This window comes from Actinomyces sp. AC-20-1, from assembly GCF_023369555.1.
Classification (GTDB): domain Bacteria; phylum Actinomycetota; class Actinomycetes; order Actinomycetales; family Actinomycetaceae; genus Actinomyces.
In genome coordinates, this window is sequence record NZ_JACJVC010000001.1 from 85,740 (window position 1) to 99,388 (window position 13,649).

The window sequence follows — 13,649 nt, forward strand, 5'->3', positions numbered from 1 at the left end:
GCGCAACGGCGCCCGCCCCTCCCCGCACCGGGCGGGAGGGGCGGGCGCCGTGGTCGGGCCAGCAGGGACCGGGCCCGCGCGCCGCGAGGGCTCAGCCCTCCGGGACGATGCTCACCAGCTTCGGGGCGCGCACGATCACCTTGCGCACGCCCCTGCCGTCCAGCGTGCGCACGACGCCGGGGGCCGCCAGGGCCAGGTCCTGAAGCTCCTCGGCGCTGATGTCCGGGTCCACCTCGAGACGGTCGCGGACCTTGCCCTTGACCTGGACGACGCAGGTGACCTTCTCGGCCGCCAGCAGCGAGGCGTCCTCGACGACGGGGAAGGCCTCGTGGGCGAGCGAGCCCTCGTGGCCCAGACGGGACCAGATCTCCTCCGCGATGTGCGGGGCGACCGGCGCCGTCATGAGGGTCAGCGCCTCGACGGCCTCGCGCGGCGAGCGCTGAAGGCCCGTGAGGTGGTTGTTGAGGACGATGAGCTTGGCGATGGCCGTGTTCAGGCGCATCCCCTCGTAGTCGGCGCGCACGCCCACGATGGTCTGGGCGACCAGGCGCCGGGTGGCCTCGTCGGCCGGCTCGTCGGAGACGATCAGCTCGCCGGTGGCCTCGTCGACGACATTGCGCCACAGGCGCTGGAGGAAGCGCTGGGAGCCGGCGACGGCGCGCGTGTCCCAGGGACGGTCCTGGTCGAGCGGGCCCATGCTCATCTCGTACACGCGGAAGGTGTCCGCACCGTAGGACTCGTACATCTCGTCCGGGGTGACGATGTTCTTCAGGGACTTGCCCATCTTGCCGTACTCGCGCTCCACGCGCTGGCCCTGCCAGGTGAACACGGGCGTGCCGTCGTCGGCCGTGGTCTCCTCGACCTCGTCGGCGGGCACGTACTGGCCGCGCGCGTCGGTGTAGGCCCAGGCCTGGACGTAGCCCTGGTTGAAGAGCTTGTGGTACGGCTCGGAGGAGGAAACGACGCCCAGGTCGAAGAGGACCTTGTGCCAGAAGCGCGAGTACAGCAGGTGCAGGACCGCGTGCTCGACGCCGCCGACGTACAGGTCGGTGCCGCCGGAGGTGTTGCCGGCCTCGGGGCGCGGGCCCATCCAGTAGGCCTCGTTGGCCGGGGAGACGAGCTGCTCGTCGTCGGTGGGGTCGATGTAGCGCATCTCGTACCAGCACGAGCCGGCCCACTGGGGCATCGTGTTGGTCTCGCGGTAGTACGTCCTCAGCCCGTCACCGAGGTCGAGCTCGACCTTGCCCCAGTCCTCGGCCTTGCCCAGCGGCGGCTCCGGGGAGGAGGCGGCGTCGTCGGGGTCGTAGGAGCGCGGGGAGTAGTCGGTGACCTCGGGCAGCTCGACGGGCAGCATCGACTCGGGCAGGGCGTGGACGTGGCCCTCCTCGTCCCACACGACCGGGAAGGGCTCACCCCAGTAGCGCTGGCGGCTGAAGAGCCAGTCGCGCAGCCGGTAGGTGACGGCACCGCGGCCGGTGCCCTTGGACTCGAGCCAGGCGATCATGGCGGCCTTGGCCTCGTCCTTGCTCAGGCCGTCGAGGCTGAGCTCGTCGTTGGAGGAGTCGACGGCGACGCCGTCGCCGGTGTAGGCGGCCTCGGTCAGGTCCACGCCGCGCGGGTCCTCGGCGGGGCCGATGGTCTGGACGACGTCGAGGTCGTAGGCGCGGGCGAAGGCGAAGTCGCGGTCGTCGTGCGCGGGCACGGCCATGATGGCGCCCGTGCCGTAGCCCATGAGGACGTAGTCGGCGACGAAGACGGGCACCTTGACCCCGTTGACGGGGTTGACGCCGTACAGGCCGGTGAAGACGCCGGTCTTGGTGCGGCCCTCGTCGGTGCGCTCGGCCTCGGTGGCACCGGCGGCGTAGGCGCGGTAGGCGGCCACCGCCTCGGCGGGGGTGGCGTGGCCGGCCGTCCACGCCTCACGGGTGCCCTCGGGCCAGGCGGCGGGGACGGTGAGGTCCTGGGCGGCGGTGGTCTCCACGGAGCCCAGCAGCGGGTGCTCGGGGGCGACCACCATGAAGGTGGCGCCGAAGAGCGTGTCCGGGCGGGTGGTGTAGACGGTCAGCTCCGTCACCGCGCTGCCGGCCTCGGCAGCGCCCTCGACGTCGAAGGTGACGTGGGCGCCCTCGGAGCGGCCGATCCAGTTGCGCTGCATGGAGCGGACCTTCTCGGGCCAGTCGACGGTGTCGAGGTCCTCGGCGAGGCGGTCGCCATAGGCGGTGATGCGCATCATCCACTGGCGCAGGTTGCGCTTGAAGACGGGGTAGTTGCCGCGCTCGGAGCGGCCCTCGCTGGTGACCTCCTCGTTGGCCAGGACGGTTCCCAGGCCGGGGCACCAGTTGACCGGGGCGCTGGAGACGTAGGCCAGTCGGTGGGAGTCGATGACGTCGGCGCGCTCACCGGCGCTCAGCTCGGCCCAGGGGCGCCCGTCGGGGGTGGGGACCTCACCGGAGGCGAGCTTGGCCTCGAGCTCGGCCACGGGCCGGGCGGCGCCGGTGCCGCGCCCGTCGCGGCGCGGGGCGCTCGGGTCGAACCAGGAGCCGAAGATCTTGAGGAAGATCCACTGGGTCCAGCGCACGTAGTCCACGTCGATGGTCTGCACCGAGCGGCGCGGGTCGTGGGACAGGCCCAGGCGGCGCAGCTGGCGGCGCATGTTGGCGATGTTGGCCTCGGTGGACACGCGCGGGTGCTGGCCGGTCTGGACGGCGTACTGCTCGGCGGGCAGCCCGAAGGCGTCGTAGCCCATCGTGTACAGGACGTTCTTGCCGGTCATGCGGGTGAAGCGGGCGACGACGTCGGTGGCGATGTAGCCCAGCGGGTGACCGACGTGCAGTCCCTTGCCCGAGGGGTAGGGGAACATGTCGAGGAGGAAGAACTTGTCCTTGGCGGCGCCGGGGCCGGCGAGCGCGCCCTCCGGGTTGTCGGAGTGGAAGGTGCCCTCGTTCTCCCACCGGTCCTGCCAGGCGGTCTCGATGGAGTCCGCCAGCGCCGCGGTGTAGCGGTAGGGCGTGGAGGACGCGTCGTTCTGGTCGGGTGCCTGGGTGGAGTCGGTCATGCGGGCCAGCCTATCGCCGGGCACGGCGCCGGCTCTCAGCCGGCCGCCTGGTGGCCGGGCGATGCCGGTCACGTCGCCGTCCCATGACCTCGGTCACGCCCGCCCGGGTGGTCCCGTCTCTTTTGATAACGTCCGTCTGGATCGACTGAATCGACCGCTAGGTCGCTGTGGCACGCCCGGCTGGCACCCGGGCCCGCAGGCTTCACCAAGAGCCCCCGACGAGAGGCACTGATGACTCCCCAGCCCCGCACCCCCGTCGGCCTGCTCGGCAGGCTCGCCCACAAGCTCGAGGACGAGGTCTTCTCCGGCCTGCTCATGGTGGCCGCCGCCGCCATCGCCCTCATCTGGGCCAACTCCCCCCTGCGGGGCTCCTACGAGGCGGTCTCCCACGCCCACTTCGGGCCCGCCGCCCTGCACCTGGACCTGTCGGTCGCCCACTGGGCGGCCGACGGGGTCCTCGCGATCTTCTTCCTCGTCGTGGGCCTGGAGCTCAAGCAGGAGTTCGTCGTCGGCTCGCTGCGGGACCTGAAGGAGGCGGCCCTGCCGATGATCGCCGCCGCCTTCGGCATGGTGGGGCCGGCGCTCGTCTACGTCCTCGTGCAGCTCGCCGGCGACGGCGACCTGGCCGGCTGGGCGGTGCCCACCGCCACGGACATCGCCTTCGCCGTCGCGCTGCTGTCGATCTTCGGGCGCGGCCTGCCGCCGGCGGCACGCACCTTCCTGCTCACCCTGGCGGTCGTCGACGACCTGCTCGCGATCATCGTCATCGCGCTCTTCTACTCCGGCGGGATCAGCCTGCTGCCCCTGCTGGGCGCGCTGGCCGTCGTGGCCGTCTTCGCCGTGCTCGTCCAGCGCGGCCTCACCCACTGGTACGTCCTCATCCCGCTGGGCGTTGTGGCCTGGGGCCTCATGCACGCCTCCGGCGTCCACGCCACCATCGCCGGGGTCCTGCTGGGCCTCGTCGTGCCGGCCCGGCCCACCCGCGCCGAGCCCACGGGCATGACCGCCCGCTTCACGCACCTGGCGCACCCGTGGAGCGCCGGGCTCGCCCTGCCCGTGTTCGCGCTCTTCGCCGCCGGCGTCAACATCGTCGACAGCGGCGGCCTGGCCCTGGTCCTGTCGGACCCGGTCGCCATCGGCATCTACCTGGGCCTGCCGCTGGGCAAGGTCCTGGGCATCTGGGGCTGCGTCGTGGTGCTCACGCGCTACACGAGGCTCCACCTGGGCCACGGGATCGACAACCAGGACGTGCTGGCCCTGTCCGCCCTGGCGGGCATCGGCTTCACGGTCTCGCTGCTCATCGCGGGACTGGCCTTCACGGACCCGACGACGACGGACCACGCCCGGGCGGCGGTCCTCCTGGGCACCCTCATCGCCGCCGTCCTCGGTGCGGTCCTGCTGCGCCTGCGGGTGCGCACCCAGCGGCGCGGCCCGGGCGCGAACGCGCACGGCACGGCCGACCTGGGGCGCCCCGAGCGCGGCCACCTCACCCACGAGGTGCGCCGTCGCGGTGCGCGCGCGGGCAGGGGCGGCAAGCGGCGGTAGGTCCTGCCGCGTCGGGTCGGGGCACCCGGTACGGGCGCGTGGCAACGGAGGCTCCGTGGATCGCTGACGTTGCGCGTGCCTGGGCGGTGCCGACTTCGGACCTGGTGCCCGACGCAGTGGTGGCACGCTCATGTGACGCATGTGATTCGGATGATCCGGGCATTTTGTTGGTGTCCCGGGGATTGCGCCCTCTCACGGAAAACGGTCGCTGAGGCTCCCACGTGCGTGAGCGAACCCGACGCACATGGGAGCCTCGGCATGCGAGGCGCCCGCACAGGACAACCGTGGAATGACGCGGGTCGAGCCCGCCGGCTCATCACATGAGCGTGCCACCCCGGATGGCGGGCGGCGCCGCGGCTAGGCCAGGGCCGCGGAGCCGAGGGCCGCGGGCACGAAGGCGCCCCAGCCGTCCTCGCGCAGGCCGGCGCGCAGGGCCTCCATGGCGGCGTCGAGCTCGGCGGCCTCGGCCGGGCGGGCGCTGGACGGGTTGACGTCGGCCGCCTGGTTGAGGGGCAGGACGTGCACGTGCAAGTGCGGCACGTCCAGACCGACGACGACGATGCCGGGGCGCAGGGCCTCGAAGACCCGCACCTGCGTGGCGGCGATGCGACGGGCGACGACGGCCAGGTGGGCGACGGTCGCCTCGTCGGCGTCGATGAGGGTGGCGACCGGCTCACGGGGCACGACGAGGACGTGCCCCGGGGTCTGGGGCTCGATGGTCGCGAAGGCGACGCACACGTCGTCGGCCCACACGAAGCGGCCGGGGATCTCCCCGTTGATGATCCGGGTGAAGACGGTGGGCTCGGGTGCTGCGGTGCTCATGGGATCAGGGTAGACGCCCGGCCCCGTCGGGCCCGGGGCCCGTCCCTCCTCAGGCGAGCACCCACAGGGCCCCGACCGGCACCACGACCTCGCCCGCGCCCTCGGGGGCGAGCACGGCGCGGATCGTCGTCGGGCGGCGCGTGCGCCGTCCACCGGGCGCGGCGGCCGGGCGGTCGACGACGACGACGGGCGTGTCCAGGCCGATCCCGGCTCCGGCGAGCTCGCGCAGGGGGGCGGTGTCGTCGTCGATGCGGGCGACGACTCCGGTGCGGCCCACGCCCACAGTGTCCAGGGCCCGCAGCTCGGGCTGCACGATGCGCCCGTCGGGCAGGGGGATGGGGTCGCCGTGGGGGTCTCGCACAGGGTGGCCCAGGGCGTCGTCGAGCGCCTGCAGCAGCCGGTCGGAGCAGGCGTGCTCCAGCTCCTCGGCCTCGGCGTGGACCTCGTCCCAGTCGAAGCCGAGCCGCTCCACGAGGTAGGTCTCGAGCAGGCGGTGGCGGCGCACCATGAGGCAGGCGCGGCGCCGTCCCTCCTCACTCAGGGTCACGGCCCGGTAGGGCTCGTGCTCGAGCAGCCCGGCCTCGACCAGGCGGGCGACGTTCTCCGAGGCGGTCGAGGGTGCCACCCCCATGCGCCGGGCGAGACCGGTGATGGAGGCGCCACCGCCCCACTCGGAGGCGGCCCAGACGGCCTTAAGGTAGTCCTGGGTGACGGTGGTGTCCGTGTCACCGGTGGCCGAGGGGGTGCGCGTGCTCATAGGCTCAGCCGATCAGTCCGACGAAGCCGTCCCAGAAGCGGACCAGGACGACGACGAGGATGACGAGGTAGGTGGCGCCCGTTCCCCACCAGCGGGCGGCGGACAGGCGGGCGGCGGCGCCCGCGCCCAGCGGCAGGTGGCCCCGCTCGGCGGCCTCGCCCCAGGTCGCCCAGACCATCGGGATGGTCACCGCCCAGATGAGCATGCAGAAGGGGCACAGGGCGCCGAAGACGGTCACGGACACGGCCACGAACCAGGCGATGAAGGCCAGGGCGCCCACGGTCCCGGCGACGAGGCCCCACCAGAACCAGCGCGGCAGGCGCGCCCCGGAGGCGAGCAGCAGCCCGACGGCGAGGAGCACCGCGTAGGCCATGGCCCCGACGAAGGCGTTGGGCACGCCCAGGAGGTTGCCCTGCCAGGCGTCCAGCGAGGCCGAGCAGGACACGAAGGGGTTGATGTCGCAGGCCAGTGAGCCGAGCGGCTCCTTGAGGAGGGTGATCTCGCTGAGCATGAGCTCCCAGGAGGCGGCGATGCCGATGACGGAGCCGACGACGAGCAGCCAGGCGTAGGGGGCGGAGGCGCCGGTGGCGCGCAGCCAGGCGGGGCGGGAGGCGTCCTCGGGCGTGCGGGGGGTACCGGGCCCGGTGGTGGTGCCGGCGAGGTAGGCCTCGAGCTCGTCCTCGCTCATCCGGTCGATCTCGGCCTCGGTGGGCACGTGGGCCATGGGCTCTCCTCGTCTGCGCCTGGTGTCGCGTGTGTCCTGACCATTGTGCCCGATCAGCCCTCTGCGACCGCTGCGGCGTCGAGCACGCTCTGGGAGGCGCCGTCGCGCACGGTGCCGGCCGGGGGCACGCCGCGCCAGGCACCGACGGTGACGGAGGCGTCGGGGTGGACGACGACGGCTCGCCAGGCGACGAGTGAGCCCTCGTCGTCGAAGGACAGGACGTGGAGGTAGGCGTCCTCGGTGACCGGGCCGATGGAGGTGCCGCCCAGGGCGGCGCCGCTGGTGAGCTGGGCGACGGTGGCGTGCTCGCCCTGGGTGACGCTCATGCCCTTCTCCTGGTGCACGTGGCCGGCCAGGAGCAGTGGGGCGCAGCCGGAGGAGACGAGGGGGCCGAAGGTGTAGGGCTGGTGGATGAGGACGACGTCGACCTCGGCGCCCTCGGCGCAGGTGGCGGCCGCGAGCCTCACGCCGATCTGCTCGCTGGTCTCGTCTCCGCGCTGGTAGCTTCCGCCGGCGGGGGTGCGTTCGGCGTCGACGTCGCCGATGACGCGCAGCCCGGCGACCTCCTGGACGCTGCCGTCGGTGACGGCCCACCCGCGGGCGCGCATCTGCTCGGCGGTCCGGGTGGAGTCGTGGTTGCCGACGGTGAAGACGCGGGCGACGCCGTCGGGCACGGCGTCGGACAGGGCGTTGACGCAGATCTGCTCGGGCTCGGAGCCGGTCATGGTGAGGTCGCCGTCGTCCATGTGGAGCTGGGCGCCGGCCAGGGCGTCGAGGCGGCCGGTGAGCGCGATCATGTCGAGGTTGCAGTGCAGGTCCGTGCTGAGGACGGCGGTGAGCCGGCCCCGCTCAGGGACGGCGAGGGCCCCGGTGCGCGGGGCAGGGGCCGGGGTGGCCGAGGGCTCGGCGACTGAGGGGGTGGGTCCGGCCGTGCCGGCGGCGGGGGTACCAGGGGCCCCGGAGGCGTCGGCGTCCCCGGTGGGGGCAGGGGTCTCGGAGGGGGTGGGTGTGTCAGGGGGCGTCGTGCCGTCCTCGGGGGCGGGCTCCTGCCCGTCGTCCTCGGGTGGGGGCACGATCCCGTGGCCCGCCTCGCGCGAGGTGGCGACCGCGACCCGGGCCCGCACGTCCTCGGTGTCGACCGCTCCCCCGCTGGCGGTGACGTCGACCGTCCCGCCGACCGCCTGAGAGGCCTGCCAGGCGGTCTCGAGGTTGGCGTCCGCCTCGTCGTAGAAGGCCGTGTTGGCGTCCACGAGGTCGGTGACGCGGCTGCCGTAGGCCGCCACGACGTCGGCCACGCGCCCGGACAGGTGCGCCTCGGCCAGCGGGGTGCCGGCCAGGACCTCGAGGCGGGCGCCGTCGCGCGTGCCCGAGCGCAGCGCCGGGACGGTGAGGGCCAGGACCATCACCGCGACCGTCGAGGCCAGGAGCGCGGAGGACAGTCCGTGCGACAGGAGGGCTCGCACGGCGTCGCGCAGCCTGCCGCCCGTGGCCAGGCGGCCGGCTGCGACGAGGCACAGCAGGAGGGAGGCGACGAGCCCCGCGCGGCGCAGCGCGTCGGCGGCCAGGGCGTGCAGGCCCGCCTCGATGGTGATCTCGGGGTGGGTGACGAGTGAGAGGTAGGCGGCGCCGTCGGTGGTGAGCAGCGCGGCGATGGAGCCCTCGGCGCCGGTGGGCACGGCCACCTCCGAGGGGATCTCCCCCAGGACGACGGCGACGCCGAGGACGCCGGCCGGGGAGCCCATCGAGACCATGCCGAGCACGCCCAGGTCGAGGGTGACCCGCGAGTCGAGGGTGGTGGACCAGTGGGCCTCGTGGGGGCCCACCGGTGAGGAGGCGGTGGCCGTGCCCACGCCGAGACCGAGGGAGACGACGGCGATGACGAGCAGGAGGACGAGGGTGCGCGTGGTGCGCCGGAAGGTGACGGTGCGCGCGTCCCACCAGCGGGCCAGGGCGCCGCCGGGGCCCGGGGTCACGGCCGGGTCCGCTGCGTCGTCGTCGGCACTGCCGGTGCCGGTGCCGTCCCTGTCTGTCACGGGCTGCTCTGAGGGCTCAGGGCGGGCTCAGGCCCGGGTGGTGGCGAGGCGGGCGGCGAGGGCGGTGACGTAGGCGGCGGTGTCCTGCCAGTCGGTCACCGCGTGGCAGGGCACGCCCAGCGCCTTGACGGGGTAGTCGTTGCCCTCGGGGTCGAGGCGGTCGCCGATGAAGAGCATGTCCTGCAGGGCGATGCCGGTGACCTCGGAGAGCCTGCGCATGCCGTAGGCCTTGTCGACGCCCTTGAGGGTGATGTCGACGCTGGTGGAGCCGCCGGAGCGGACCTCGAGGTCGGGCAGGAGGGCGGCGACGGCGTCGCGCAGGGCGCCCTTCTTCTCACCCGTGGGGTCCCAGGCCTTCTTGGCCTCGAGGGGGGCCTGCTGGCCGAGGGCGGAGAAGGTGATCTGGGAGCCGCGGTCCTCGAGGATGGGGCCCCAGGTCCGCTCCTCCCACAGGCCGAGCCCGCGGGCCGTGTCCTCCACGACGCGGAAGCCCTCGGCGACCTGCTCGGGGGTGAGGTCGTTGGCGTAGACCAGGCGCCAGTCGGCTCCGGCGGGTGAGCCGGCCTCGCCCTGGCCGAGGTCGTAGGTGTAGTAGCGGGTGCCGCAGGTGGGCATGAGGTGCAGGCGGGCGAGCTCGTCGTCGGTGGCGCCCAGGTGGGCGAGGACCTGGTCGCGGAACTGGAGGATCTGGCCGCCGGAGATGACGCAGACGGGCACGACGTCGAGCAGGGCGCGCAGGGCGCGGGCCATGGGCTCGGGCATCTGCGACTTGGAGGGGGCGAGGGTGTCGTCGAGGTCGAAGGCGACGAGGGCTGGGCTGCTCGGGGTGGCGGGGTCGGTCGTGGGGGCCATGGGGGCATTGTGGCGCACGCGCCCGCCGCACGGAAAACGTGCGGCGGGCGCGTGGGCGGGGCCGATGGGCCAGGCGGGGCTCAGGGGTCCGGTGCCTCGTCAGCCCTCCGGCTGGGCGGCGCTGTCGCGCAGGTGGGCGTGCGCCTGGGCGAAGGCGGCGGCGCGCTCCTCGTCCTCCTCACGACGCCCGCGCACGACGAGCGCGGTGACGGAGACGGCGAGGCCGCCCCAGATGATGATCATGGCGACGAGCATGAGGATGATGGCCTGGGCGGTCATGTCACTTCACCCCCTCGAGGACGTCGAGGTCGGCGGGCTGGAAGCTGTCGACGGGGGTGCGCCACCTGGCCGCGGTGAGCACCGCCGTGAGGAGGGCTCCGACCAGGAGCATGCCCCAGCCGAAGACGGCCTCGAAGGCGCCGTCGTAGCCGTAGCCGGTGGTGGCGTAGGAGTAGGCGGCCTGGACGAACATGTAGCCCAGCAGCATGGGCACGACGACGACGATGAGGACCTTCCACCACCAGCCGACCAGGCGGGTCTCGGAGACGAGGTTGAGGTGGCGCTGGAGGAGGGATGTGCGGCGCAGCACCCAGCCGATGCCCACGCACATGAGGATGGCGGAGCCGACGACGCCGATGTTGTTGATGTAGGCGTCGACGACGTCGAGGTTGTACAGGCCCGTGGTGGTGCCGAACAGGACGATGGACAGGACCGCGGAGGTGACGCCGGCGACGATGGTCGAGCGGGGCACGGACCATCCGGTCTTCTCGGAGACGGCGGGGGCGACGACCTGGAGGATCGAGATGAAAGAGGTCAGGCCCGCCATGGAGAAGGAGCCGAAGAACAGCACGCCGAAGAGCGGGCCCCCGGGCATCTGGGAGATGACGGTGGGGAAGGTGACGAAGGACAGGCCGACGCCGCTGATGCCGTCGAGCTCGCCGACGCTCACGTTCTCGACGTGGGCCATGAAGCCCAGGGTGGCGAAAACGCCGATGCCGGCGAGGATCTCGAAGGAGGAGTTGGCGAAGGCGGCGGTCAGGCCCGTGCCCACGAGGTTGGAGCGCGGCTTGAGGTAGGAGGCGTAGGTGAGCATGATGCCGAAGCCGACGGACAGGGAGAAGAAGATCTGGCCGAAGGCCGCCATCCACACGCGATAGTCCCCGAGGGCGCCCCACTGGGGGGTGAACAGGGCGTTGAGGCCGTCGGTGGCCCCGGGCAGCAGCAGGGCGCGCACGACCAGGACGAGGAACATCATCACGAGCAGCGGCAGGAAGAGGCGGTTGGCCTTCTCCACACCCTTGGACACGCCCCGGGCGACGGTGATGATGCCGAAGGCCCACACGATGACGAGGGGCACGAGGACGCCGATGACGGGGGCGGAGGAGAAGGTGGGGGCGTCGGCCAGGCCGATGTAGCCGTAGAAGAAGGAGCCGGCGTCGTCGCCCCAGGCGAGGGTGAGGGAGAAGACCGTATAGGCCAGGGACCAGCCGACGATGACGGCGTAGTACGTCATGATGACGAAGTTGATGAAGACCTGCCACCAGCCGAGCCACTCGAAGCGTCGGCTCAGGCGGCGGAAGACGGCCGGCGCGGAGCCGCGGAAGCGGTGCCCGAGGGCGTAGTCGAGGAAGAGGACGGGCAGTCCGGCGGCCAGCAGGGCGACGATGTAGGGCACGATGAAGGCGCCGCCGCCGTTGGTGTAGGCGACGCCGGGGAAGCGCCAGATGTTGCCGAGGCCGATGGCGGAGCCGACGGCGGCCATGAGGAAGCCGAGCTGGCCGCTCCACTGCTCGCGCTGGGGGCGGGGCTGCGTGGTGCTGGAGGACATGGGGACGGACCTTCCAAGGTCGTGCGTGGTGGGCGCCGCGGGTGCTCGACGGGCGGCGTTGGACCGTCCCTCCGGGGAGCGGGCGCGGTCCGGGAATGCCCGCACGCTACGCGCGTCCGCTCAGCGGAAACGCCCTGTCCCACATCCCGGGACCGGAGGGCTGTGACACACTGGGACATCCGCCCGCTCGCCGTCGGCCCGGCGCCCAGGGCCCACCGGCACCGCCGCCCGGGCCCCGGCAGCACCCACGCGGTGGGCGGACGCACCCGCACGACCTCAAGGAGAGCCATGGCCACCCCGCACATCGCCGCCGAGCCCGGAGACTTCGCCCCCGCCGTCCTCATGCCCGGGGACCCCCGGAGGGCCCAGCGCATCGCCGAGGCGGTCCTCACCGACGCCCGGCTCGTGACCGACGTGCGCGGCATGCTCGGCTTCACCGGCACCTACGAGGGCCGGCCGCTGTCCGTCATGGGCTCGGGCATGGGCCAGCCCTCCTTCACCATCTACGCCACCGAGCTCTTCAGCCAGTTCGGTGTCGAGCGCATCATCCGCGTGGGCACCGCCGGGGGCATCAGCCCCGAGGTCAAGGTGGGCGACGTCGTCATCGCCACCGGCGCCCACACGGACTCGGCGATGAACCAGCTGCGCGTGCCCGGGGTCAACTTCTCCGCCGTCGCGGACTTCCGCCTGGCGCTGGCGGCCTACGAGGCGGGAGTGGCCGCGGGCCTGGGCGAGCGCCTGCACGCGGGCACGATCCTGTCGCGCGACCACTTCTACTTCACGCCCGAGGGCCAGACGCAGGCCCTGGCGGGCTACGGCACGCTGTGCGTGGAGATGGAGGCGGCGGCCCTGTACGGCGTGGCCGCGGAGTTCGGCCGGCAGGCGCTGGCGGTGCTCACGGTCTCCGACCACCTGCTCGACCACTCCGGTGACATGAGCGCCGCTGAGCGCGAGACCCGTTTCCAGGACTCCCTGGCGCTGGCGGTGGCCGCGGCGCTGAGCTGACGGGCTGAGCAGACGGCGAGGCCGCCCGCCCCGTGAGGGGGGGGGATCGGGCGGCCTCATGCTGCGCGGGGCGGGAACGGTGCCGGTCCGCTCCCCCGGGCCGACGCAGCGGGCGGGAGGGACGGTCCGCCCGGGCGCTCAGGCGCGGCGGGCGGCCTCGTAGGCGGCGCCGACGATGCCCGCGGTGTTGAGCAGGGCGGCGGGGACGATGGGAGCCTTGAGGTCGAGCAGGGGCAGGAACTTCTCGTGGTTCTTCGACACGCCGCCGCCGACGACGAACAGGTCCGGGGAGAAGAGCATCTCGACGTGGGAGTAGTAGCGCTGCAGGCGCTTGGCCCACTTCTTCCAGGACAGGTCCCGCAGGGTCTTCTGGGCTGACGAGGCGCGCGTCTCGGCGTCGTGGCCGTCGATCTCGAGGTGGCCGAGCTCGGTGTTGGGCACGAGCACGCCGTCGACGACGACCGCCGAGCCGATGCCCGTGCCGAGCGTCGTGAGGATGACGGTGCCGGCCACGCCCTTGGCGGCGCCGTAGACGACCTCGCCCAGGCCGGCGGCGTCGGCGTCGTTGAGGGTGTGGACCGGCCGGCCCAGGTGCTCGGTCATGAGGGCGTCGATGTTGACCCCGACCCAGGACTGGTCGAGGTTGGCCATGAAGGGGATGACCCCGTGGACGATGGGGGCGGGGAAGGAGATGCCGACGGCGACCCCCTCGGGCACCTGGAGGCCCTCGATGATCTGGCGGCAGACCCCGGCGACGGCCTCGGGGGTGGAGGGCTGCGGGGTCGCGATGCGGATGCGCTCGCCGATGAACTCGCCGGTGTCGAGGTCGACGAGGGCGCCCTTGACGCCCGAGCCGCCGATGTCGATACCGCATCCGATCGTGGCCATGGTTCCTCCTGGGACTGGGTGCAGGGACGGCGGGGGCGCCGACAGCGCGAGGGTACAGCCAGCCCCGGCTTCGCGCGCGGCGATACGGGGCCGGGCTGGTGAGCGGGCGCCGGTAGGTTGACGGCCGGTAGGTTGACGAC

General features: G+C 73.1%; 11 protein-coding genes. 2 read left to right on the forward strand and 9 right to left on the reverse strand.

All coding sequences use genetic code 11. From position 1 onward, the window contains the following. Window positions 1-91: 91 nt before the first annotated feature. Window positions 92-3,055: a leucine--tRNA ligase gene (locus H6X67_RS00385; RefSeq protein WP_249368788.1), complete on the reverse strand. Its 2,964-nt coding sequence runs from the start codon at window positions 3,053-3,055 to the stop codon at window positions 92-94. 231 nt (window positions 3,056-3,286) lie between these two features. Here H6X67_RS00385 and nhaA point away from each other — a divergent pair, with 231 nt between their 5' ends. Next, complete coding sequence (gene nhaA, locus H6X67_RS00390) at window positions 3,287-4,600, forward strand: Na+/H+ antiporter NhaA (RefSeq protein WP_249368787.1); 1,314 nt, start codon at window positions 3,287-3,289, stop codon at window positions 4,598-4,600. 357 nt (window positions 4,601-4,957) lie between these two features. On the opposite strand, the gene H6X67_RS00395 is transcribed toward nhaA, so the two are convergent. The 7 genes from H6X67_RS00395 to H6X67_RS00425 all read right to left on the reverse strand — a co-directional run bounded on the left by H6X67_RS00395 (window position 4,958) and on the right by H6X67_RS00425 (window position 11,616). Then, window positions 4,958-5,422, reverse strand: a complete 465-nt coding sequence (locus tag H6X67_RS00395) for an HIT family protein (protein ID WP_249368786.1) — start codon at window positions 5,420-5,422, stop codon at window positions 4,958-4,960. Between the two features lie 49 nt (window positions 5,423-5,471). Beyond that, window positions 5,472-6,179, reverse strand: coding sequence for a metal-dependent transcriptional regulator (locus H6X67_RS00400; protein ID WP_249368785.1), 708 nt, complete (start codon window positions 6,177-6,179; stop codon window positions 5,472-5,474). A 4-nt stretch (window positions 6,180-6,183) separates the two neighbouring features. Continuing rightward, on the reverse strand, window positions 6,184-6,903 hold the full coding sequence (locus H6X67_RS00405; RefSeq protein WP_249368784.1) for a vitamin K epoxide reductase family protein: 720 nt from the start codon (window positions 6,901-6,903) through the stop codon (window positions 6,184-6,186). A 53-nt stretch (window positions 6,904-6,956) separates the two neighbouring features. Next, window positions 6,957-8,936: a metallophosphoesterase family protein gene (locus H6X67_RS00410; protein WP_249376965.1), complete on the reverse strand. Its 1,980-nt coding sequence runs from the start codon at window positions 8,934-8,936 to the stop codon at window positions 6,957-6,959. A gap of 27 nt (window positions 8,937-8,963) precedes the next feature. Further along, window positions 8,964-9,788, reverse strand: a complete 825-nt coding sequence (locus tag H6X67_RS00415) for an HAD hydrolase family protein (RefSeq protein WP_249376967.1) — start codon at window positions 9,786-9,788, stop codon at window positions 8,964-8,966. A gap of 99 nt (window positions 9,789-9,887) precedes the next feature. Beyond that, entirely contained in the window at window positions 9,888-10,067 is a 180-nt protein-coding gene (locus H6X67_RS00420) for a methionine/alanine import family NSS transporter small subunit (protein ID WP_249375449.1), read from the reverse strand. A 1-nt stretch (window position 10,068) separates the two neighbouring features. After that, window positions 10,069-11,616: a sodium-dependent transporter gene (locus H6X67_RS00425; RefSeq protein WP_249375451.1), complete on the reverse strand. Its 1,548-nt coding sequence runs from the start codon at window positions 11,614-11,616 to the stop codon at window positions 10,069-10,071. A 288-nt stretch (window positions 11,617-11,904) separates the two neighbouring features. On the opposite strand from H6X67_RS00425, the gene deoD reads away from it, so the two are divergent. Next, window positions 11,905-12,621, forward strand: a complete 717-nt coding sequence (deoD, locus tag H6X67_RS00430) for a purine-nucleoside phosphorylase (protein WP_249368198.1) — start codon at window positions 11,905-11,907, stop codon at window positions 12,619-12,621. Between the two features lie 138 nt (window positions 12,622-12,759). Here deoD and ppgK read toward each other — a convergent pair whose 3' ends face one another. Continuing rightward, window positions 12,760-13,509, reverse strand: a complete 750-nt coding sequence (gene ppgK / locus H6X67_RS00435) for a polyphosphate--glucose phosphotransferase (RefSeq protein WP_249368200.1) — start codon at window positions 13,507-13,509, stop codon at window positions 12,760-12,762. Window positions 13,510-13,649 lie beyond the last annotated feature (140 nt).

What these genes read in the sequence shown, in the direction of transcription:
- H6X67_RS00385 (WP_249368788.1), bottom strand. Translation starts at nt 3,055, where the DNA reads ATGACCGACTCCACCCAGGCACCCGACCAGAACGACGCGTCCTCCACG.
- nhaA (WP_249368787.1), top strand. Translation starts at nt 3,287, where the DNA reads ATGACTCCCCAGCCCCGCACCCCCGTCGGCCTGCTCGGCAGGCTCGCC.
- H6X67_RS00395 (WP_249368786.1), bottom strand. Translation starts at nt 5,422, where the DNA reads ATGAGCACCGCAGCACCCGAGCCCACCGTCTTCACCCGGATCATCAAC.
- H6X67_RS00400 (WP_249368785.1), bottom strand. Translation starts at nt 6,179, where the DNA reads ATGAGCACGCGCACCCCCTCGGCCACCGGTGACACGGACACCACCGTC.
- H6X67_RS00405 (WP_249368784.1), bottom strand. Translation starts at nt 6,903, where the DNA reads ATGGCCCACGTGCCCACCGAGGCCGAGATCGACCGGATGAGCGAGGAC.
- H6X67_RS00415 (WP_249376967.1), bottom strand. Translation starts at nt 9,788, where the DNA reads ATGGCCCCCACGACCGACCCCGCCACCCCGAGCAGCCCAGCCCTCGTC.
- H6X67_RS00420 (WP_249375449.1), bottom strand. Translation starts at nt 10,067, where the DNA reads ATGACCGCCCAGGCCATCATCCTCATGCTCGTCGCCATGATCATCATC.
- H6X67_RS00425 (WP_249375451.1), bottom strand. Translation starts at nt 11,616, where the DNA reads ATGTCCTCCAGCACCACGCAGCCCCGCCCCCAGCGCGAGCAGTGGAGC.
- deoD (WP_249368198.1), top strand. Translation starts at nt 11,905, where the DNA reads ATGGCCACCCCGCACATCGCCGCCGAGCCCGGAGACTTCGCCCCCGCC.
- ppgK (WP_249368200.1), bottom strand. Translation starts at nt 13,509, where the DNA reads ATGGCCACGATCGGATGCGGTATCGACATCGGCGGCTCGGGCGTCAAG.